Below are 21,118 nucleotides of genomic sequence, written 5' to 3' on the forward strand. Positions count from 1 at the left end.
CGATTCCAAGAAAGGGCGGGCCAACGAGAGCCAGAAGCTGCTGAACTGGGGCTTCCCCCAGTTCGACGCGGTGCGCCTGTTCGACACCAGCAAGCCGGTGGCCACCGTCAAGGTGTGGAAGGGGGCCAAGGCCGAGGTGAACCTGGTCGGCCCCGAGGGCGCGGTCTATGTCTCGGTGCCCAAGGGTGAGGGCGACAAGCTCAAGACCAGCGTCGAGCGCACCGACCCGCTGGTGGCCCCGCTGACCAAGGGCCAGCGCGTGGGCACGCTGAAGGTGACCGACGCGGCTGGCGCCACCGTGGCCACCGTGCCCCTGGTGGTGGCCGAGGATGTGCCGCTGGCCGGCATCTTCGGCCGTGCCTGGGATGCCATCCGTCTCTGGATCAAGTAATCTGTGGCCCTCTCAGGAGGGCCCATCATGAGCGCACCGCTGCCGGATTTCATCTGCGATCTGAACGGTGAACTGCAGCCCCTGTCCCAGGCCCGCGTGTCGGTCCTGGACCGGGGCTTTTTGCTGGGCGACGGCGTCTACGAGGCCCTGCCGGTCTATGGCCGGCGCCTGTTCCGCTTTGAGGATCACCTGGCGCGCCTGGCCCGCAACCTGGACCGGCTGCGCATCCCGGCCCCGCTCGACGCCGCGGGCTGGGAGGCCCGGGTGCGGCGCCTGGTGGCTGCCCAGCCCTTCGAGGACCAGTTGATCTACCTGCAGGTCACCCGCGGCGTGGCCCTGCGCGAGCACGCCATGCTGCCCGGCCTGACGCCCACGGTCTTCCTGATGAGCACGCCGCTCAAACCGGTGCCGGCCGAGTGGCGCCACCATGGCGCGGCCTGCGTCACGGCGCCGGACCTGCGCTGGTCGCACGGTGACATCAAGAGCATCTCGCTGCTGGGCAATGTGATGGCACGCCAGGTGTCGGTGGATGCCGGCGCGGCCGAAACCATCCTGCTGCGCGAGGGCGAGCCCGGCGGCCCCTGGCTGACCGAGGGGGCCAGCAGCAATGTGTGGATCGTGCAGGAAGGCGCGCTGCTGGGGCCACCGATGGGGCCGCATGTGCTGCCCGGCATCCGGGTGGGCCTGCTGCGTGAGCTGTGCGAGGAGGCCGGCATCGCCTTCAACCTGCGGCCGATCTGCGAGGCCGACCTGCGGGCGGCCGACGAGGTGCTGCTGAGCTCCACCGGCAAGGAGGTGCTGGCCGTGACCCGGCTGGACGGTGAGCCGGTGGGCCATGGCGCGCTGCGCGGCAAGCCCGGCCCGGTCTACGGCCGGCTGTACGAGGCCTACCAGCGGGCCAAGGCCGAACAGGCGGCCTGAAGGGCCTCTTGATATTCCGCCCGGCACCCCCAACTCAGCCCGCATGATGAACCGCCCCATTCCGCCCGAAGAGTCGCTGATCGAGTACCCGAGTGCCTTTCCCATCAAGGTGATGGGCGCGCATGTGGAGGGTTTCGAAGCCGCCATCGTGGCGGTGGCGCTGCAGTTCGACCCCGAGTTCGACCCCGACAGCGTGGAGCGTCGGCCCAGCGCCGGCGGCAACTACCTGGGCCTGACCATCACGGTCACCGCCACCAGCCGCGACCAGCTCGACGAGCTCTACCGCACCCTGACCTCGCACCCGATGGTCAAGGTGGTGCTTTGACCTGCCGTTTCCAGCCTGTCAGGGGCTGGGTGGTTCCGCGTCGGTCAGTTCCTTGACCTTGTAGGGCGCCGCGACGTCGCCGGCATCGGCGGCCGCGGCGTACCAGTAGCGCGCCAGCCGGCGGTCCACGTCCACCCCTTCGCCCCTCTCGTACATCGAGGCCAGGATGTACATGGCCCCCAGGTCGCCGGCCAGCGCGGCCTGGCGGTACCACTGGGCGGCCTGGGCCAGGTCCTGCGGCGTGCCCCGGCCCAGGAAGCAGGCCGTGCCCATCTCCAGCTGGGCCTGCGGGCTGCCGGCCGCGGCCGCGCGGCGGTACCAGGCCACCGCCTGCGGCAGGTCCTTCCAGCCCAGGCGGCCGCTTTCGTACAACTCCCCCAGCGCCTGCTGCGAGGTGACGAAGCCCGCATCGGCTGCCTGCAGCAGCCAGTGCAGGGCGGTGGCCACGCTGGCGTCGGGCACCTCGCCGCGCAGGTGCATGGCGGCCAGGTCGTGCTGGGCCACCGGCTGCCCCTGACGGGCCAGGGCCTCGAAGGCGCGGGCGGCCTCGGCCCAGCGGCCCTGGGCGTAGGCGTCCAGCGCCTGCTGCAGTGCCGGGTCGGCCTGGGGCGCCTCGGCCAGATCCTGCGCCGGTGCGGCGCCGCACAGCGCCAGGCACAGCAGCGGCACGGCCCAGGGCCATCGCAGGGTGGGGCGGCGGAACATGGTGTCTCCTGAAACAAGCTCCAACCCGACGATAAGCCTGCCGCGGCAAGCCCTCTGCCGCTCGGGGACAATCGGGGCATGAACCACCGCACCTTGCCCGTGGCCTCCGCGCTGTCCGGCGGGGCTCTTGTGCGCGCCTGGGGCCTGGTGCCCTATGACGAGACCTTCGCCGCGATGCAGGCCTTCACGGCCGCGCGCGGGCCCGACACCCCCGACGAGTTCTGGTGGGTGGCGCATCCGCCCGTCTTCACCCAGGGCGTGGCCGGCAAGGCCGAGCATGTGCTGGGCGCGGGCGACATCCCGGTGGTGCAGAGCAACCGCGGCGGGCAGGTGACCTACCACGGCCCCGGCCAGGTGGTGGTCTACCCGCTGGTGGACCTGCGCCGCCTGGGCATCTACGTCAAGGAATACGTCTTCCGCCTGGAGGCCGCCGTGATCCAGACGCTGGAGCGCTTCGGCGTGATCGGCTTCCGGGTGGAGAGTGCCCCGGGCATCTACGTGAACCTGGCCGACCCGCTGAACGCCGGCCTGCCGGCCGGGCCGCGCCAGGACCCGTTCGCCGGCCTGGGCAAAATCTCCGCGCTGGGCATCAAGGTGAGCAACCACTGCACGTACCACGGCGTGTCGCTCAACGTGGCGATGGATCTGGAGCCCTTCCGCCGCATCAACCCCTGCGGTTATGCCGGGCTGGCCACGGTGGACCTCGCTACACTGGGCGTCCACGTCACGCCCGAGGCCGTGGCAGCCGTGCTGATCGAGCGCCTGGCCGCCCACCTGAGCCCGCCCGCGACCGCCTGACGGCGTCCTTTCCTCCGCTTCTTCCCGCTCCTCACGCAACGCCGCCACCGCGGCAAGGCACTGACGACATGGCCACCGAGAACACCACGCACGAACACAAGACCGGCGCCGCCTACGACGCCTCGGCCAAGCAGAAGGCCGAGGCCAAGACCGCCCGCATCCCGATCAAGATCGTGCCGGCCGAGACGCTGAAGAAGCCCGACTGGATCCGCGTGAAGGCCGGCAGCCCCACGACCCGCTTCTACGAGATCAAGCAGATCCTGCGCGAGCACAAGCTGCACACCGTCTGCGAAGAGGCCTCCTGCCCCAACATCGGCGAGTGCTTCGGCCACGGCACGGCCACCTTCATGATCATGGGTGACAAGTGCACCCGGCGCTGCCCCTTCTGCGATGTGGGCCACGGCCGCCCCGACCCGCTGGACACCGAGGAACCGGCCAACCTGGCCAAGACCATCGCTGCGCTCAAGCTCAAGTACGTGGTCATCACCAGCGTGGACCGCGACGACCTGCGCGACGGTGGCGCGGGCCACTACGTCGAGTGCATCCGCCAGGTGCGCGCGCAGTCGCCCCAGACCCAGATCGAGGTGCTGGTGCCCGACTTCCGCGGCCGCCTGGACAAGGCGCTGGACATCCTCAAGGCCAGCCCGCCCGACGTGATGAACCACAACCTGGAGACGGTGCCGCGCCTGTACAAGGAAGCTCGTCCCGGAGCCGACTACCAGTTCAGCCTGACCCTGCTGCAGCGCTTCAAGCAGGAAGTGCCCGGCGTGCCGACCAAGAGCGGCCTGATGGTGGGCCTGGGCGAGACCGACGAGGAGATCCTCGAGGTCATGCGCGACATGCGCGCCCACGGCATCGACATGCTGACCATCGGCCAGTACCTGGCGCCTTCGGGCCACCACCTGCCGGTGCGCCGCTACGTGCACCCGGACACCTTCAAGATGTTCGAGACCGAGGCCTACAAGATGGGCTTCACCCACGCAGCCGTGGGCGCGATGGTTCGTTCGTCGTACCACGCGGATCAGCAGGCTGCGCAGGCAGGTGTGGTCGAGAAATCAGCGAAGTAAGTCAGAAAGCAGCGCAATGCAACAGGGGGCAGAAGCGCAGTCTGTGCCTTTGTAGATTCAGTGGGACAGGGTCAGTTGCGAACTGGACGTCCGGTCTTGCTGAATCCTGACTTTCGAGCGTCACGCGTGGTCTCGCGCTCAATGATCTCGAAGCCGAGGTCTTCCACATGCTTTTCATCGGGGGGAACACCCTGAAGCCTGCGAATCAGGGTGCGGGCGGTGTGATGCCCAATCTTCTGCCCGTCGACCCGAACGGTCGAAAGGCGTGGGTGGAGCTGATCCGCCACGCTGAGGTCGCCAAAGCCCATGAAGGCGATCTCCTGTGGAATGCGCAGGCCCCTGGACAGGGCCTCTTGCACCGCGCCAGCGGCGACCGTGTCCGAGCTGCAGAAGATCACCTCTGGCAGGGGCCCTGCGGCGATCAATCTGCGCAGCCCCTCGCGACCTGAGGCCAGGGTCGCTGGTGCCGGCAACTCGGCGCTGACACAGTCGTGGTGCCCCTTGCGCGCCAGCGCCGCCTTGAAGCTGTTCATGCGGCGCTGTCCGCGTGGGTCATCGACAGCGATGGTTCCAAAACGGCCATAGCCGAGCTTCATCAGGTGGGCGGCCACGGTGGTGCCGACACGCTCGTGCGAGAAACCAACAACCTGGTCGATCGGCTGGGTGGTCAGGTCCCAGATTTCCACCACCGGCACGCGCGCTCTCTGCAGTCGCTCCACCGTCAGGCGACTGTGGTCGGCGCCCACCAGCACGATGGCATCGGGGCGGCGGCGCAGCACGGATTCGATCAACGCTTCCTCGCGCTCCTTTGAGTAGCCCGTCAAGCCAATCAATGTCTGATAGCTTGCCAGAGACAGCTCGTCCATCAAGGCCTGCACCGTGTCGGCGAAGACCGAGCTGGCGATTGTTGGCAGCAACAGTGCGACCAGGTGGCTGCGATTGCTGGCCAGGCTGCCGGCGAGCATGTTGGGGACGTAGCCGGTCACGCGAACGGCTTCCTGGACTTTGGCGCGCGTCGCTTCCTTGACCAGTTCAGGCCGGTGCAGGGCGCGTGACACCGTCATGGGCGCCACGCCGGCCACGCGGGCCACATCCACGAGAGTGACCTGACCCAAGTTGCTTGGGGTGATCTCTTCGGCTTGACTTTGCTTCATCGGTACGGACGCGCTGCGCGAGAGTCCATGCGGCATAAGAGTCGCATTGTGTACCGCTCGCCTTGGGCGGGCGCTTGTCCGTGTAAACACCAATATGGTTGCGCAATCATTGTCTCAAAATGATTGCGCAATCAAATTGCGGCGCAAGTTGTGTTTCAACTTGACCCGTGCGATGACCTCGCCACCCGATTCAAGCGACGGCACGTCGATGCCCAAGCGCAGGAGACAAGCATGACCTCTCACTCTTCTTCCGACAGTCGGGAGCCTCGCACCCGGGTGCGCTGGTTCATTCTCTCGATGGTGTTCCTTGTGACGGTCTTCAACTATGTGGACCGGGCCACCCTGTCGATCGCGGCGCCCGCGATGCGCAAGGACCTGGGCTTCGACACGATGACGATGGGCATTGCCTTCTCGGCCTTCGGCTGGGCCTACACGGCCATGCAGCTGCCCGGCGGCTGGGTGCTGGACCGCTTTGGCGCACGGCTGGTGCTGGGCTGCAGTCTGCTGCTGTGGTCGGTGCTGACCTATCTGCAGGGACACGTGGACCTGTTCGGGCCCTCGGCGTTCGCTGTGCTGTTCGCGCTGCGCTTCCTCATGGGCGTGGCGGAGTCACCCGCATTCCCGTGCAACAACCGGTTGACGGTGATGTGGTTCCCCGGCCGTGAGCGCGGCCTGGCGACGTCGGTCTACCAGTCGGCCCAATACTTCGCTCTCGCTGTCTTCACGCCGGTCATGACCTACACGGTGTCGGCCTGGGGCTGGCATTACGTGTTCTTCACCACCGGCGCCGTCGGCGTGCTGTTGGGGCTGGCCTGGTTGCGTTTCATTCGTGAGCCGGCTCAGGATCCGCGCATGAACGAGGCTGAGCGCCGCTACATCACCGAGGGCGGGGCTCTGACGGCCATGCCCGAACGCCAAAGCGAAGTGAGCTGGGCGCAACTGCGTGCCATCGCGGCGAACCGAATGATGGTTGGCATCTACATCGGCCAGTTCTGCCTCACCTCGATCACCTGGTTCTTCCTGACCTGGTTCCCCACCTACCTCATCGAGGCGAAAGGCATGTCCATCCTCAAGGTGGGTCTGGTCGCTGCTATTCCTGCGGTTGCCGGCTGTGTCGGCGGCATCGTCGGTGGCCTCTGCTCTGACTGGATGCTCAAGCGAGGCTGCAGCCTGACGGTGGCGCGCAAGACCCCCATCATCGTCGGCCTCACGCTGTCGAGTTGCATCGTCCTGGCCAACTATGTCCAGTCGACCCAGATCGTGATCCTGGTCATGTCGCTGGCCTTCTTCGCCAAGGGCATCGGCAACCTGGGCTGGTGCATCGTTGGCGATGTCTCCCCGCAGCGCTCGTTGGGTTTGAGCGGCGGCGTCTTCAACTTCTGCGGCAACCTCGCCAGCATCGTCACGCCCATTGCCATCGCCTGGATGGTCAAGGAAAAGGGCTCGTTCGATGCCGCCCTGACCTACATCGGCGCGCTCTCGCTGCTGGGGGCCTTCTCTTACCTCGTGATCGTGGGGCGCCTTCAGCGTCTGGAAGCCACCCCGCAGGCATGACGACACCTCCGGCCACAGATCCCCACACTTTCTCCCATCATCAAGCAAGGAACACCATGTCCCAGTCCATCCTTTCTGCACCTGCCGCGGCGGACCGCATCGACCGCATCCGCATCCGTTCGGTGGCCTTGCCTCTGGCGCAAGCGATCAGCGACGCCAAGGTGCTGACCGGACGGCAGAAGCCGATGACCGAGATCGCCATCCTGTTCGTGGAGATCGACACGGCCGATGGCCAGCATGGCCTGGGCTTCAGCTACTCCAAACGTGCCGGCGGGCCCGGGCAGTTTGCCCATGCCAAGGAAATTGCCGCCACGCTGCTGGGCGAGGATCCGTCCGACATTGCCCGCCTGTGGGAAAAACTGGCCTGGGCCGGTGCGTCGGTCGGGCGCAGCGGCATGGCGGTACAGGCCATCGGGGCGTTCGATGTGGCGCTTTGGGACCTGAAGGCCAAGCGTGCCGGCCTGTCCCTGGCCAAGCTGCTGGGCGCACAGCGCGACAGCGTGCGGTGCTACAACACCTCGGGCGGCTTTCTGCACACGCCGCTGGATCAGCTGATGAGGAACACCGATCTTTCCCGAGAAAAAGGGATTGGCGGGATCAAGCTCAAGGTGGGGCAGCCGAATTGCGCCATCGACATCGAGCGTGTGAGCACGGTGCGCAAGCATCTGGGCGATGACTTTCCGCTGATGGTGGATGCCAACCAGCAATGGGACCGACCCACGGCCCAGCGCATGTGCCGCACTTTCGAGCAGTTCAACCTGGTCTGGATTGAGGAGCCGCTGGATTGCTACGACGCCGAGGGGCATGCCGCTCTGGCCGCCCAGTTCGACACGCCGATTGCCACCGGCGAGATGCTGACCAGTGTCTCGGAGCACTGGGAGTTCATCCGCCAGCGCGGCGCGGACTACCTGATGCCGGATGGCCCCCGCGTGGGGGGGATCACGCCATTTCTGAAGATTGCGACACTGGCTGAGCATGCCGGGTTGATGCTGGCGCCGCACTTCGCCATGGAGCTGCACGTGCACCTGGCCGCCACCTTCGGGCGCGAACCCTGGGTGGAGCACTTCGAGTGGCTGGAGCCGCTCTTCAACGAGCGGCTGGAAACGAAAGAAGGCCGGATGCTGGTACCGACTCGACCTGGCTTGGGCGTCACCCTGAGTGATCGGGTGGAGGGTTGGACGGTCCAAAGCGCAGAGATCGGCTGATGTCGGCACACGGCTTGATCCAGGCCCACCCTTTCCAGTCCTAACAGCGCCACCCGAACCGGTCCAACCTCAACACTTCCCGATGGCTTGCTCGGGCACGCTGCCACGGCTTCGCCTGCCCGGTAGTGCCAGACCCCTGGCAAGGCTGAGGTTCATCACCAATCGGGTGTGCGCATGTTCCCGCCCGCAGTTGGCCACGGTTCAACGCCCGGGAAGCGTCGCACGGAGGGACTGAATCGCTCCCATGGAGCCGATCCATCCACAGGCCTGGACCATGCCCATCACGCGTGCAGAGATCAAGGCATCGCGGCCTCGCCGCGGAGGGAACGGCCCGAGCGCGACTACATCGCGGTGGCGATTGCGTGCAAGTGGCAGGGGCGGGAAGCGACGCAAGACCAACGCATCGGCCACACTGCACCGCATCCCCGACCGGCCAACGGAGCGGGCTGGGCGCCGGGTAAACTCCTGCGCAGTCGACGCCGTCGCGATTGAAACCCAGGGATGAGCACGCCAGAACATCAGGCCACGCCGGCTCCGTTGCCGCCCCATCTGGGCCTGGAGGCCCGGGTCACGGACGACGATCACCAGTCGCTCAAGCTCTGGTTGCGCATGATGGCCTGCACCAACCAGGTCCAGGCCGAGTTGCGTCGGCGCCTGCGTCTGCAGTTCGGTATCTCTCTGGCGCGCTTTGACTACATGGCCCAGTTGCACCGCTACCCTGCCGGGCTCAGCATGCGTCTGTTGGGCCAGTACCTCATGGTCACCGGAGGCAACGTCACAGGCCTGACCAATGAGTTGGTGAAGGAAAGCTGGGTCGAACGCCTGCCTGACCCGGACGACCGCCGCTCGGTGCGCGTGCGGTTGACGCCGCTGGGCGTGCAGACCTTCGAGCAGATTGCCACCGTGCACGAGGCTTGGGTGGTGTCCCTGTTCGCCGGCCTGCGCGTGCAGGACCGCAAGCTCCTGACCGAGTTGCTGGGCAGCGTGCGCCAGCAGGTGGCCGCCTTGACCACCGAATACGACGCGGCGGCCGACGATTGATGTTTCAGTCCTCGCTGTTCACATCTGCTGATACAAGGCGCTTTTCAAGTTGGGGATGGGCCAACTACCCGACAGGGGGGTGAATCAAATCGGGTCGCACACCTAGTCTGAGGGCTGGCCAAGTCGATGTCTTGGCCGGTCAACAGCTAAGGAGACGACATGGCACAGCCTGACCCTCATGTTCAACTCACGCCGCTGGGCGCTGAGCCGGATTTCAACGAAACGATCCAAAGCATCCACACCACGCTGCGGCGCTTTGCCAACGACGTGATGCGCCCCATCGGGCAGAAGCTCGACCGCATGACGCCCGAGCAGGTCAGTGCACCCGATTCACCGCTTTGGTCCGTGCATCGGCAGTTCGATGAACTTGGCTTCGATGTGGACAGTCTGCTGGCCATGGAGCCGGCCGAGCGCGCCCGCGTCATGTGCGTGATGTACGAAGAGCTGGGCTGGGGCGATGCCGGCTTGGCGATCTCGCTGGCCGTCAACTCCCTGCCGTTGCTCATGGCCACGTTGATGGGCAGCGAGTTTGGGCGTCAAGTGGCCAAGTCCGCCAAATCGGGTTGCTGGATGATCACCGAGCCCGACCATGGCTCCGATTCACTGGACCCATCTCGCCAGATCTTCCACCCGCAGGGCGCCTATGGTCGTCCCAACTGCGTCGTGACCATCCAGGGCGACGAGATCGTCATCAACGGGCAGAAATCGGCCTGGGTGTCAAACGGCACCATCGCGGAAGTGGGCGTGCTCTACGCCGCTGCTGACACGGGCAATGGCCCCGATACCAAACATGGTGCTGTGGTCATCGTGCCGCTCACTGCCAAGGGCGTGTCGCGCGGCAAGCCGCTTGACAAGATCGGCCAGCGCGCGCTGAACCAGGGCGAGATCTATTTCGACAATGTGCGCCTGTCCAAGGAGCACTTGATCGCCGGTCCTGACCGCTTCCTGGAGGCGACCTACCTGATCCACGCCTTTGCCAACGGCTTGATGGGCGCCACGTTTGCAGGCTGTGCACGTGCGGCCTATGACCTGGCTCACGCCTATGTGCACGAGCGCAAGGCCGGTGGCGTGCCCATCATCCGGCACCAGTCGGTAGCGCACCGCTTGTTCCACATGTACGCCAAGGTGGAGGCCGCGTGTGCCGTCACGCGCCGGGTGGTGCACTACAACTTCGAGGCCCCCCAGATGTCGCTGAAGTCGGCCATGGTGGCCAAGATCACCGGCACCCAGGCGGCCTTCGATGTGGCCAGCGCCGCGCTGCAACTGCACGGTGGCAACGGCCTGACCCGCGACTACCCCATCGAGAAGATCTTCCGCGATGCCCGTGCCTCCTTGATCGAGGACGGCTGCAACGAGATCCTGGCCATCAAGGGCGGTTACTCGCTGGCCAATCCCGATCTGCTGCGCCCCTGATTGGCAGGCCCATTGACCCATTAGGAGACACACATGAACTCGCAATACCAAGTGGTGGTGTACGGTGCAAGCGGCTACACCGGCAAACTCGTGGCCTGGAAGTTGGCTGAGCGTGGCATTCCCTTCATCGCGGCTGGCCGTGACCAGGCCCGTCTGGAAGCCGAGATGGCCAAGGTGCCCGAGCTGAAGGGACATGACTACCAGTGCGTGGCGGTAAAGAACGACAAGTCCGCGCTGACGGACCTGTTCACCGGCCGCAAGGTGGTGATCAACGTGGTGGGTCCCTTCATGCAGCTGGGCCAGCCTGTGGTCGAGGCCTGCCTGGCTGCAGGCTGTCACTACTTCGACACCACCGGTGAAACCGACTGGATGCTGCATGTGGAGAAGCACTTCGGTGAGGCCTTCGCGGCCCGCGAACTGGCCTTGTCACCGGCCAACTCCTACATGTGGATGGAAGGTGCGCTGGCCGCCGAGATCGCACTGGAAACGCCGGGCATTGATACGCTGGACATGGTGTATTACGCCTCGTCGGACACGAGCGTGGCGTCCACCATGTCCTTCCTGCGGATGTGCACCAAGCCTCAGCATTACTTGCAGAACGGCGAACTGGCGCTGTGGCCCTATGCCAAGGGCTATGACGTGCAGATCCCCGGCATCCCGCGCCCGGTCAAAGCCCTGCCCTGGGGAGGTGGCGGCGAGCCCATCTGGTACCGCGATGACCCGCGCGTGCGCAACTGTTCCGTGATGGTGGCGTTTGCTGATCAGCAGCGCTTCATGGGGGTGTTGGGCATCCTGGAGCAGTTCGAGCGTGATTACCGCCATCTGTCTGCAGCAGAGCAGGAAGAGGTGACGAACCGCATTGGGCGCGAGGTCACGCAGGTCGAACCGGCCCGCGAGGTCCCCGAGGTGGCCCGTTGCGTGCTGAGCTGTCAGGCGCGCGGCAACACGCAGTCCGTCAGCGTGATCCTGCGGGGCAACTCACCTTACTCGCAAACTGGGGTCTTCGGTGCCGAAGCCGCGCTGGCCGTGCTGACCAACCGGCTGCAGGCGGTGGGCTTTGGGTCGGCCGCGCAGATCGTCGGTGCACGCAAGCTGCTGTCGGCGCAGGCCGCCGAAGGCTATTTGTCGTATGACGTGGTGGCCCAATGAGCCTGAGCGATCAACCCATTTATGTGGCGGGCGTGGGCATGACGCCCTTTGCCAGGCTGCCCTCCATGGACGTGAAGGCGCTGACGCGCCAGGCAGTCGAGGCGGCCTTGCAGGACGCTGGCTGCCAGGCGAACCAGCTGGGTGCGGCCTATTTCGGCAACGCCACGCAAGGCCACATGGAGGGCCAGCACATGGTCCGCGGGCAACTCGCCCTGCGGGCCATGGGCCTGGACAAGCTACCGGTCATCAACGTGGAGAACGCTTGCGCCAGCGCCAGCACGGCGTTCTATCTGGCCATCAACCACCTGCGCAGCGGCGCAGCCGACCTCGTGCTGGCGGTGGGCGCGGAGAAGATGACGTCGCCCGACAAGGCGCGAACCTTCGCCTCCTTTGACGGCGCCTGGGACGTGCACGATGTCGTGGCGGGCCGCGAGCGCCTGATGCGCATGGGCGAGGGCATCGTGCCGCCGCCGGGTACCGTGTCCCCCAAGCCTTACAGCGTGTTCATGGACATCTATGCCGCCATGGGGCGCATGCACATGCGGGAATTCGGCACCACCCAACGGCACTTCGCGGCCGTGTCGGCCAAGAACCATGGACACTCGGTGCACAACCCGCTGGCGCAGTATCGGGAGGCCTATTCCATTGAGCAGGTGCTGGCTGCACCGCCCATCACCTATCCGCTGACCCTGCCCATGTGCTCGCCCGTCAGTGATGGGGCTGCAGCGGCCATCCTGTGCACCGAGGCCGGCTTGCGTCGGCTCACCGGCCGCATCTCGCGGGCGATCCGTGTGCTCGGTTGCGAGCTGCAGACCGGCAGCGACCGGGACCCAACCGACCTGAAGAACCACCTGGTGCGCCAGGCAGCGCTGAGGTTGTACGAGCGCGCGAGCATCGGGCCCGATGAAATCCATGTCGCCGAGGTGCACGACGCCACGGCAATCGGCGAGATCTTGCAGTCGGAGCTGCTGGGCCTGCTGCCTTTTGGCGAGGGCGGACCGGCGGCCGAGCGGGGCGATACGAGCATCGGCGGGCGCATCCCCATCAACCCATCGGGCGGGCTGGAGTCCAAGGGCCATCCCATCGGTGCCACGGGGCTGGGCCAGATCCATGAGCTGGTCACTCAATTGCGCGGCGAGGCCGGAGCGAGACAGGTGGCCGATGCGCGCATCGCCGTCGCCGAAAACGGCGGGGGGCTGGCCGGCATCGAAGAAGCCGTGGCCTGCCTGACCTTGCTGGGCAAGTGAGGAGATCACATGCAAGCACAAGCTGACCTGTCCCTTGCCCACTTGATCCAGCGCCAGGCCAGCGAGGCGCCTGACTTCCCCGTGCTGACCTTCGAAGGCTCGGGGGTGCGTCCAGATGAGGTGCGCACCTTCGCGCAGCTCTGGGACAACGGCTGTCGCCTCGCGCAGGTTCTGCTGGATCTGGGCGTCAAGCCGGGCGACCGCTTTGCCCTGTTGATGGCCAATCACCCCGAATTCATCGAGGCCATGGTGGCCGCATCGGTGGTGGGGGCAGCCGTGGTGCCGATCGACCCCCGCACCAAGGGCGACAAGCTGGCGTTCATGCTCAACAACGCGCAATGCGTGGGCATCTTCGCGGCGGACTATGTCGCGACGGTGAGCATGCAGATGCGCGAGGCCTGCGAGAGTTTGCACTGGGTACTGGGCTTTGCCACCGATGAAGGCATGCTGCCCTTGAGCGACATGCCGGGTGTGCTGAACCTGCACTACGCCTGGCCAGCAGCACGACCCGAACTGCCTATCCTGACGACCCGAGCGGATGAGGCCCTGGAGCTGATCTACACATCGGGCACCACGGGCGACCCCAAGGGCATCATCATGACGCACGGGCGCTACTGCGAGCTGGCGCGGGTGTCGGCCGCCTTGTTCTCCTACCGCGACACGGATGTGCTGTATTCGGGCCTGTCGCTCACGCACGCCAACGCCCAGATCGTCACGGTCAGCGCCGCTCTTGGCAGCCGCTTGCGTTGTGTGCTGTCGCGTCGCTTCACCAAGTCGCGCTTGTGGGACATCACGCGCAAGTACCAGGCGACCACCTTCACCTTGCTGGGGGGCATGACCACGGCGGTGTATGCCGAGCCGCCCAAGGCCAACGATGCCGAGCACCCGGTGCGCATGGTGGTGTCCGCCGGCATGCCCGCCGCCATCTGGCGCGACTTCGAACGCCGCTTCGGTGTCGCCATCCTGGAGTTCTACGGTGCGGCCGAAGGTGGCCTGAGCTTCAACCATCCAGGGCAAGGCCCGGTGGGCAGCATCGGCAAGCCGCCGGCCTTCCTGGATCACCGCATCGTGGACGACGACGACCAGGATGTGCCGGTCGGAGCACAAGGCGAGCTGATCTTCCGGGCGAAGACGGGTGAGCCTTATCAAGTCGCTTATCACGGCCAGCCTGAAGCCTCGGCCAAGAAGTGTCTGGGCGGCTGGCTGCGCATGGGCGATGTGGTGCATGCTGATGCCGACGGCTGGCTCTACTTCGACTTCCGCAAGGGCGGTGGGATCCGGCGCAATGGCGAGTTCATCCAGCCGGCTGGCCTGGAGAAGGTGATCGCCGAGCTGCCGTGCGTGGACGATGTCTTTGTCTACGGCATCGCACAGCCGCACAACGCAGCAGGCGAGAAGTGCGTGGTGGCTGCAGTGGTGCCGCGGTCGGACATGGCGTTTTCGCCAGCCCAGGTGTTTGGCGTGTGCATGCAGGTGCTCGGGCCGGGGCAGTCGCCCGATATCGTGCAGGTATTGGCGGCCATCCCGAAGACAGCCTCTGAAAAGCCTCAGGAGCGGTTCCTGATCGAGGCGTTCGAGCGCGAGCCCCGCAGCCTCCATCGGCGTGGGGCGTGATGCCCGCTTGGCTCCGGGAGGTCACCCAGGCGGGTGGCCTTTCTTTTCGTTTGGGCGTCAGTGCGACGTATGCTCCTGAGGTGCGTCGGCCTTGCGCGCAGGGCAGGGGTCACCGAGTTGCAGCTGGTGAGCCAGGGCCGCAGCCTGTGTGCGGCTGTCCACGCTGAGCTTGGAGAAAACGCCCTTGAGGTGGTACTTCACGGTGTCCGGTGCCACGCCGAGTGATTTGGCGATCTGCTTGTTGGACGCCCCTTCCGCCACCATGCGCAGAATTTGCCGCTCACGGATGCTCAGCGACATGGACAGGCGCTGACCATGCAGGCTTGATCCGGCCTCTTCGCCCCCCAAGGCTGCGATCACCTTGTGCAGGTAGCGCGAGGTGGCGTCGTCGAGGCCCTGGTTGCCGGCCAGGTGCCGCAGCAGCTTGGCAAGCAACGGACGCTGCACCGGCGTGTCCGTCACCGTTTTGACGGCGTTCTCGGTGGCCAGCCGGGTGATAGCGCCAGACAGCACGGCGTGCGCCAGTGACATCTCGCCCCGAAGCGCATGGCCGATCGCCAGCGCGATGGCCAATCGGGGCATGAATTCAGCCAGGCCGGCCCGGGTGGCGCTTTCATAGGCCTGTTCGGCGATGTCGATCAGGTCAACGGTGATGCCGCAAGACAGCAGATGCCACATGCGAGCCAGCGCGGCGTGGTGGACGATGTCGGTGCGCGCATGCTCGTCGAGCGAGGGCGTTTGCGCCAGGGATTCGATGCGGCGGACCAGCGCGCCTGCTTCGGTCTCTTGCCGGTCCACCAGGGCGCCATGCAGCCGCTCCAGGACGATGAGGGAGATCATCCGGGTCCAGCCACGTTGGTCGGCCCAGGTCTCGGCCTCGTCCAGCAGCGAGCGCCAGCGGCGCTTGTCGCCGCCCAGGCGGACCAGCCGGATGTGCGTGAGCGTGGCCGCCCAGACGAAGTCGAGCGGACCCGAGTTGCGGATGATGGGCAGGCAGTCCTGCACCATGCGCGAAGCCTCCTGCAACTGGTCGCGCTCGTACAGGATTTCGCACAGCGCGCTCTGGCCGAGCGCCCGGAAAACGGTGTGCGAGGTGGGCACCGAGCGGACCTTGTCGACGTCGCGGCTGTCCTGGTCCAGGTTTAGCGTCGCGCGCAGGGCTTCCTCGGCGTTGCCCAGCATGCCCATGCGGCGGTTGATCATGCCGCGGATGCAGTGGCGGTAAGCCAGGTTGAAGACATACCGCTCGTTGCCCGGAATCTGCTCGGCGTAGGTCGGCATGCCGTAGAAGTCCTGCCAGCGCGCGGCACGGCCGTGGGTGAACGCGAGCACATTGAGCATCACGTAGGAAACCCAGCGGTCATGGTGCGGCTCTGCCATGGCCTGGGCCGCCAGCACGGTGGCCGCGGCGGTTCGGTCCTCGAAGACCAGCAGCATGGCATCGAGCACCTTGCATTGCCAGGTGAGGCTTGGCAGCTCTTCGGCACTGCACTGCCCTTGCGCCACACCCGCCAGGACCTGGCCCAGCAGCATGCGGCTTTCCGCGCACTCCATGCCCAGCGCGTAGGCCCAGGCCATCGCCAGGCGCAGCTTCAGCGGGCTGGCCAGCCGCAGGGTCTGCAGCTGCCGATCCCAGACGATGAGGGTGAGCATGTCGCCCTGCTCCACCAGCTTCATGGCGCACTGCTCGATCCACTGCATGGCCATGGGCGCAGCATCGGCCTCCACGGCATGTGCCACGGCGCTGCGCCAGTACTCCCGCTGGGCAAACCAGCGGGCCGCCTTGTGGTGAAGGGCGGCCGCCGCATCGGGCGCGTGCTCCAGCAGCCGGCGCGCCAGATACTCCCTGAAGATCGGGTGGAAGGCGAACCAGTGACGCTCGTCGTCCAGCGGCAGCAGGAACAGCTGCAGACTCTCGATCTGCTCGATCAAGGACTGGGCATCGGGCCGCGACGTGAGCGTTTGCGCCAGCTCGCTGCAGGTGCGCTCGGTGATGGCGATTGCCATCATGAAATCGGTCAGCTCGCCGGGCAGCTGTTCGAGCAGGTCGCCGATGAGCGTGTTCAGCGGGCGGTTGCTGGCGGCAACCCGGCTGAGATAGCCGGATGGGTTCTGGTGGTGGGTCAGCGACAGCATCAGCACGCGCAGCGCCGCCGCCCAGCCGTTGCTGATGTTCTGCAGCAGGCGGGCACTGTCTTCGTGCTGCTGGGTCGTGGACTTCTCTAGCAGCTGGGCCGTCTCTTCGAGCGAGAAGCGAAGCTCGCCGGCATCCACCATCTTGGCTTCGCTGCGCAGGAAGGCCTGGGCCAGTGCGCTGGGCGCATCGCAGCGGCCGATGAACACGATGTGCAGGTTGGCCGGCGCATGCTTGAGCAGCAGGGTCAGCAGCCCTTCCGATGGCTTGCCGACGAGGTGGTGAAAGTCGTCCAGGAAAAGGAAGACTTCCTCGTCCTGTTCGCACACCTCGTTGAGGAGGGAGGACAGCAGGTGTTCCGGCTTCCAGGTGGCCGAGGCCGAGCACAGTTCCAGGCAGGCGCCGCCCACCGTCGGCATCACCCGATGGAAGGTGGCGGCCACGTAGGTGGCCAGCCGGTTGGCATCGGCGTCCGCCTCGTCGGTGGACAGCCACGCGACCTTGGCGCCGTGGCCGCCCAGCTCGTCTGCCCAGGCCCTGGCCAGCGTCGTCTTGCCATAGCCGGGGGGGGCCTTGAGGATCGTCACCCGGTGCTCTGCCACTTCCTGGGCAAGCTTCTCCAGGCGGGGTCGAGGCAGCACGCCGCGACCTCGGCGTGGAAGCATCAGCTTGGTGTTCAGGATCAGCATGCCAGTCGTTCGGCGGTGTCAGAAGGCGCCCGCAGAGCATCCTTCTCAGGCCGTCCTCAGGCAAGCGGGATAGCCCTTGGTGTGGCTACCCATGCGGGTAGTGCAAGCCGGTGAATTTCGGTGGGCGCCACAGACCTGGCGCCTTTTCTGGCCGCTGCTACCCACCCGGGGAGTGAAAGCGGCGGAATCGGATTCGCAAGATGCGCCCCCATGGGCCCGCCAAGGCCTCGATGCAGACAAAAAGAGGTTGTTATGGAGACAAAGGATCTTCGCCGAACGCTGGCGCGTTGGGCGCTGGGCCACCGCGCCCTCATCTTGCTGGCCATGGCGGTCATCACGGCCTTTTTCGCTGTGGGGCTGACCCGGGTTGAGGTCAGAACCATCTTCTCGGACCTGTTCCCCAAGGACCATCCCTTCGTACAGGTCTACCGGGAGCACCCGAACTTCGGCAATCCACTGACGGTGACGCTGCTGGTCAAGCGCACCGATGGCCGCGACATCTTCCAGCCCGACACACTGGAAAAGGTCTGGAAGATGTCTCGAGACATCGACCTCGTGCCCGGGGTGGACCACGACCAGATCCTGTCGATCGCCACGCCCAAGGCCCGCTACACGCTGCTGACGCCGGATGGCATCTACTCGAATCCCATCATGGACGACACGCTGCCGACCACTCCGCAGGCGTTGGCGGAGATCCGGCGCCGTGTCGGCGAATCGCCTGCGGCGAACACCTTTTTGGTGTCGCGTGATGGCACCGCCACGCTGATCAACGCGACTTTCATTGAAAAGGGCCTTGATTACAGCCAGGTGTTCAGCGCGGTGCGCGCCATCGTGGAGCGCGAGCAGGACGCCCGGCACGAGATCCACGTCGCGGGCTTCCCGATCATGACGGGCTGGATCTACGCGCTGGAACGCAACACGCTGGAGATTTTCGGCCTGACGCTGGTGCTGATGTTCGGCGTGCTGGCCTTCCACATGCGCAACGTGGCGGGCATCGTGGTACCGGTGATTGTGAGCAGCGTATCGGCCATCTGGGGCTTTGGCCTGGTGGGCTGGCTGGGCCTGCCGGTCGAACCTTTGCTGCTCGTGGTGCCCCTGCTGCTGATCGCGCGCTGCTTCAGCCATTGTGTGCAGGCCACCGAGCGCTATTTCGAATTGCTCAGCGAGGGGCATGAACGACATCAGGCTGCCGAGCTGTCTCTCGTGTCGCTGGTGTATCCGGGGACGCTGGGCATCTTCACCGATGTGGCGGGCCTGCTGCTCGTCGCGATCGCACCCATCCCGGCGATGGAGCGCTTCGCCCTGTTCACGGGCTTGTGGGCGGCCAATTTGGTGCCCTGCAGCGTGTTCCTCACGCCCATCCTGCTGAGCTTGATGCCCAAGCCGTGCAATGTCGCCCACCTGCTGGGGCATGACGGCCACAGTGGCCCGATGCAGCGCGGCATCCTGGCAGTGCTCGGCGGCTTCGCCGGCCTGGCACAGGGCCGCGTGGCCAAGGTGACGGCCGCCGTGTTCCTGGTGCTGGCTGCGGGGTCTGCCTACCTGATGACGCAGGTGAAGGTCGGCAACCCGGTGGAGGGCACCAATTTGCTACACGCCCACTCGCCGTTCAACCGTGCGGTGCATGCAATCAACCAGCACTTCCCGGGCTCCATGACGATGGAGGTGGTGTTCGAGGGCAAGGAGGGGGTGCGGATCACGCGCAAGAGCGAAGCCATCGAAGCCATGCAGCAACTGCAGCGCTGCGTCGAGACCAGCCCTCAGCCGCCCACCGCCACCCTGTCGATCGCCGACATGGCGCGCGAGGCAAACCGCTTGTTCGGCGGCGGCGATCCGCGCTGGCTGCCCATGGACCATGACGACCCGTCGGTGTCGGCCGCGATGACGGGGCTCATGGCGGGCACCAACTCCAAGGCCTTCCTGCATGTGGCCGACTTCGAGCAGCGCCATGCCACGGTGTCGCTCTGGTATGCCGACAACAAGCAGGCCACCGTGGACCGGGCCCTGGCAGAGGCGCGCCGCTGTGTCAATGAAGTCGGGGCCGAGCACGAGTCCTTCCGCATCCGCCTGGCCTCGGGGGCCATCGCGCTGCAGCAGTCGATCAACGACACGGTGGTGCGCTACGAAAGCCGCATCCTGATGGCGCTCAATGCGGTCATCCTCATTGGCTGCTCGCTGGCTTATCGCTCCATCGTTGCGGGGCTGCTGCTGCTGGTGCCCGTGAACCTGGCTAACGCGATGCTGACGGCGGCCATGTCGCTGGCGGGCGTCGGGCTCGATGTGAACTCGCTGCCCATCATGGCCATTGGCATCGGCGTGGGCATCGACTACGGCATCTACCTGCTCACGCGCATCTGCGAGGAATACCAGATCGCGAACAAGGACCTGGGAGTGGCCATTCACGCTTCGCTCAAGACCTGCGGCAAGGCCATTTTCTTCACCGCGTCCTTGATGACCATTGGCCTGGCGCCCTGGTACTTCCTGTCGGAGCTGAAGTTCCTCTCCGACACCGGCCTGCTGCTGGTGGTGCTGATGCTGATCAACATGGTGCTGGCGCTGGTGCTGCTGCCCCTGCTGATCTGGCTGATCCGCCCGCGCTTTCTGGACAGCGACATGTCGGCCCTGTCCGAGTCGCTCGCGGTGCCGCCGGCCACATCGACGGCCAAGGCAGCCTGAACCCGCCCTGCGGGTGCCACACGGGACCCGCCTCCTTCTTAACGGCCCGGCTTGGCCGGGTGCCATTCCACACCAACAGGAGACCACTGTGCACATTCGCAAGTACGACCACGACTTCAGTCGCCGCCATTTTCTTGAACAGACCTCGCGTGGCATCGCCTCGGCCGGCGTGCTCAGCGCCTTGTGGCCGCTGGTGGCCAAGGGTGCAGACATCGGCAAGGCCTACCCCGACGAGCTGATGTCCATCGAGGCCTATACCAAGGGCAAGCTTAAGACCGGTGACCTGATCTCGGTCGACAACATCGACGTGGTCAAGAACCTTGTAGACCCGACCGTCTACCACCAAGTCAAGAACATGGGCCGCAAGATCCGCATCGTGCCGACCACCCGCGATGTGTCTCGGCTGTTCCCGGCCGAGTACCTGCAGGCGACCCTGCGCAATGCCGGCAAGGCGCGCTTTGATGCCGACGGCAATGTCGTTGGCCCCGATGGCAAGGGCTGGTTGGGCGGCAACCCCTTTCCCGACGCGAAGACTGGCGTCGAAGCCGCTGCGAACCTCACGTTGAGCTGGGGCCGCCACGACTGCAGTGCCTACGCCGTGCGCGACTGGGAGATCGGGCCCGATGGTTCGCAGGCCTACACCTATGACCTCGCCTGGTTCGAGCTCAACACCCAGGCCCGCAGCGATGGCCGCGTGCTCAAGGGCTATGAGGACAAGTTGCGTCTGCAGTCCATCCTGTTCACCGGCCCGTCCGACATCAAGGGCACGAGCTACCTCAACACCTGGCACTACGACCAACGCAAGTTCCCTGATCTCGTCGGCTATCTGCCGGCCTTCAAGCGGGTGCGCAAGTTCCCGACCAACCAGCGCTTCGAGCCCATCATGCCGGGCTCGAACCTGTACCTGTCGGACACCTGGGCAGCGGGCGACCCGATGCTCACCTGGAGCAATTACAAGCTGGTGGGACGCGGCTCCTTCCTGGGCGCCGTCTCCCAGAACTGGCACGGCGAGCATGCCAACTGGGAGCCCACCGT

General features: G+C 65.9%; 16 protein-coding genes and 1 pseudogene. 14 read left to right on the forward strand and 3 right to left on the reverse strand.

Annotation, left to right across the window (positions count from 1 at the left end; genetic code table 11):
• The 3 genes and pseudogenes from I73_RS27390 to I73_RS11030 all read left to right on the forward strand — a co-directional run.
• Positions 1 to 391, forward strand: a pseudogene (locus tag I73_RS27390) (D-alanyl-D-alanine carboxypeptidase); the annotation flags it as partial.
• Between the two features lie 27 nt (positions 392 to 418).
• On the forward strand, positions 419 to 1,312 hold the full coding sequence (locus I73_RS11025; protein ID WP_022980659.1) for an aminotransferase class IV: 894 nt from the start codon (positions 419 to 421) through the stop codon (positions 1,310 to 1,312).
• 46 nt (positions 1,313 to 1,358) lie between these two features.
• Complete coding sequence (locus I73_RS11030) at positions 1,359 to 1,637, forward strand: DUF493 family protein (protein ID WP_026096598.1); 279 nt, start codon at positions 1,359 to 1,361, stop codon at positions 1,635 to 1,637.
• Between the two features lie 18 nt (positions 1,638 to 1,655).
• On the opposite strand, the gene I73_RS27395 is transcribed toward I73_RS11030, so the two are convergent.
• On the reverse strand, positions 1,656 to 2,342 hold the full coding sequence (locus tag I73_RS27395; RefSeq protein WP_022980661.1) for a tetratricopeptide repeat protein: 687 nt from the start codon (positions 2,340 to 2,342) through the stop codon (positions 1,656 to 1,658).
• Positions 2,343 to 2,420: 78 nt separating this feature from the next.
• Between I73_RS27395 and lipB the strand changes: the two genes are divergently transcribed.
• Together lipB and lipA are read left to right on the forward strand one after the other, a co-directional pair.
• On the forward strand, positions 2,421 to 3,140 hold the full coding sequence (gene lipB / locus I73_RS11040) for a lipoyl(octanoyl) transferase LipB (protein ID WP_022980662.1): 720 nt from the start codon (positions 2,421 to 2,423) through the stop codon (positions 3,138 to 3,140).
• A gap of 68 nt (positions 3,141 to 3,208) precedes the next feature.
• A complete protein-coding gene (gene lipA, locus I73_RS11045; RefSeq protein WP_022980663.1) occupies positions 3,209 to 4,207 on the forward strand; it encodes a lipoyl synthase in 999 nt (332 codons plus the stop codon).
• A 71-nt stretch (positions 4,208 to 4,278) separates the two neighbouring features.
• Here the strand turns inward: lipA and I73_RS27400 are convergent, their stop codons facing one another.
• On the reverse strand, positions 4,279 to 5,361 hold the full coding sequence (locus tag I73_RS27400) for a LacI family DNA-binding transcriptional regulator (RefSeq protein ID WP_022980664.1): 1,083 nt from the start codon (positions 5,359 to 5,361) through the stop codon (positions 4,279 to 4,281).
• A gap of 231 nt (positions 5,362 to 5,592) precedes the next feature.
• Between I73_RS27400 and I73_RS11055 the strand changes: the two genes are divergently transcribed.
• The 7 genes from I73_RS11055 to I73_RS11085 all read left to right on the forward strand — a co-directional run bounded on the left by I73_RS11055 (position 5,593) and on the right by I73_RS11085 (position 14,584).
• Positions 5,593 to 6,915 (forward strand): MFS transporter, encoded by a 1,323-nt coding sequence (locus I73_RS11055; RefSeq protein ID WP_026096600.1) that lies wholly within the window; start codon positions 5,593 to 5,595, stop codon positions 6,913 to 6,915.
• A gap of 56 nt (positions 6,916 to 6,971) precedes the next feature.
• The gene (locus I73_RS11060) at positions 6,972 to 8,120 is read left to right on the forward strand and encodes a mandelate racemase/muconate lactonizing enzyme family protein (RefSeq protein WP_022980666.1); all 1,149 of its coding nucleotides are present in this window, start codon (positions 6,972 to 6,974) and stop codon (positions 8,118 to 8,120) included.
• A 501-nt stretch (positions 8,121 to 8,621) separates the two neighbouring features.
• On the forward strand, positions 8,622 to 9,161 hold the full coding sequence (locus I73_RS27405) for a MarR family winged helix-turn-helix transcriptional regulator (protein ID WP_022980667.1): 540 nt from the start codon (positions 8,622 to 8,624) through the stop codon (positions 9,159 to 9,161).
• A gap of 159 nt (positions 9,162 to 9,320) precedes the next feature.
• Positions 9,321 to 10,574, forward strand: a complete 1,254-nt coding sequence (locus I73_RS11070; RefSeq protein WP_022980668.1) for an acyl-CoA dehydrogenase family protein — start codon at positions 9,321 to 9,323, stop codon at positions 10,572 to 10,574.
• Between the two features lie 33 nt (positions 10,575 to 10,607).
• Entirely contained in the window at positions 10,608 to 11,723 is a 1,116-nt protein-coding gene (locus I73_RS11075) for a trans-acting enoyl reductase family protein (RefSeq protein ID WP_022980669.1), read from the forward strand.
• Positions 11,720 to 12,970: a thiolase family protein gene (locus tag I73_RS11080; RefSeq protein WP_022980670.1), complete on the forward strand. Its 1,251-nt coding sequence runs from the start codon at positions 11,720 to 11,722 to the stop codon at positions 12,968 to 12,970. The genes I73_RS11075 and I73_RS11080 overlap by 4 nt, the downstream gene beginning before the upstream one ends.
• 9 nt (positions 12,971 to 12,979) lie before the next feature.
• Entirely contained in the window at positions 12,980 to 14,584 is a 1,605-nt protein-coding gene (locus I73_RS11085) for an AMP-binding protein (protein ID WP_022980671.1), read from the forward strand.
• Positions 14,585 to 14,641: 57 nt separating this feature from the next.
• Here the strand turns inward: I73_RS11085 and I73_RS11090 are convergent, their stop codons facing one another.
• Positions 14,642 to 17,407 carry a LuxR C-terminal-related transcriptional regulator gene (locus I73_RS11090; protein WP_022980672.1) on the reverse strand — a complete coding sequence of 922 codons (2,766 nt, stop codon included), beginning with the start codon at positions 17,405 to 17,407 and terminating at the stop codon, positions 14,642 to 14,644.
• A gap of 324 nt (positions 17,408 to 17,731) precedes the next feature.
• Here I73_RS11090 and I73_RS11095 point away from each other — a divergent pair, with 324 nt between their 5' ends.
• Positions 17,732 to 20,083 carry an RND family transporter gene (locus I73_RS11095; RefSeq protein WP_234409480.1) on the forward strand — a complete coding sequence of 784 codons (2,352 nt, stop codon included), beginning with the start codon at positions 17,732 to 17,734 and terminating at the stop codon, positions 20,081 to 20,083.
• A gap of 88 nt (positions 20,084 to 20,171) precedes the next feature.
• Positions 20,172 to 21,118 (forward strand): DUF1329 domain-containing protein (locus I73_RS11100; RefSeq protein ID WP_022980674.1); only part of this gene is annotated, 947 nt, incomplete at its 3' end.

Origin of the sequence: Ideonella sp. B508-1 (assembly GCF_000333615.1) — a bacterium.
Lineage (GTDB): Bacteria > Pseudomonadota > Gammaproteobacteria > Burkholderiales > Burkholderiaceae_C > Ideonella.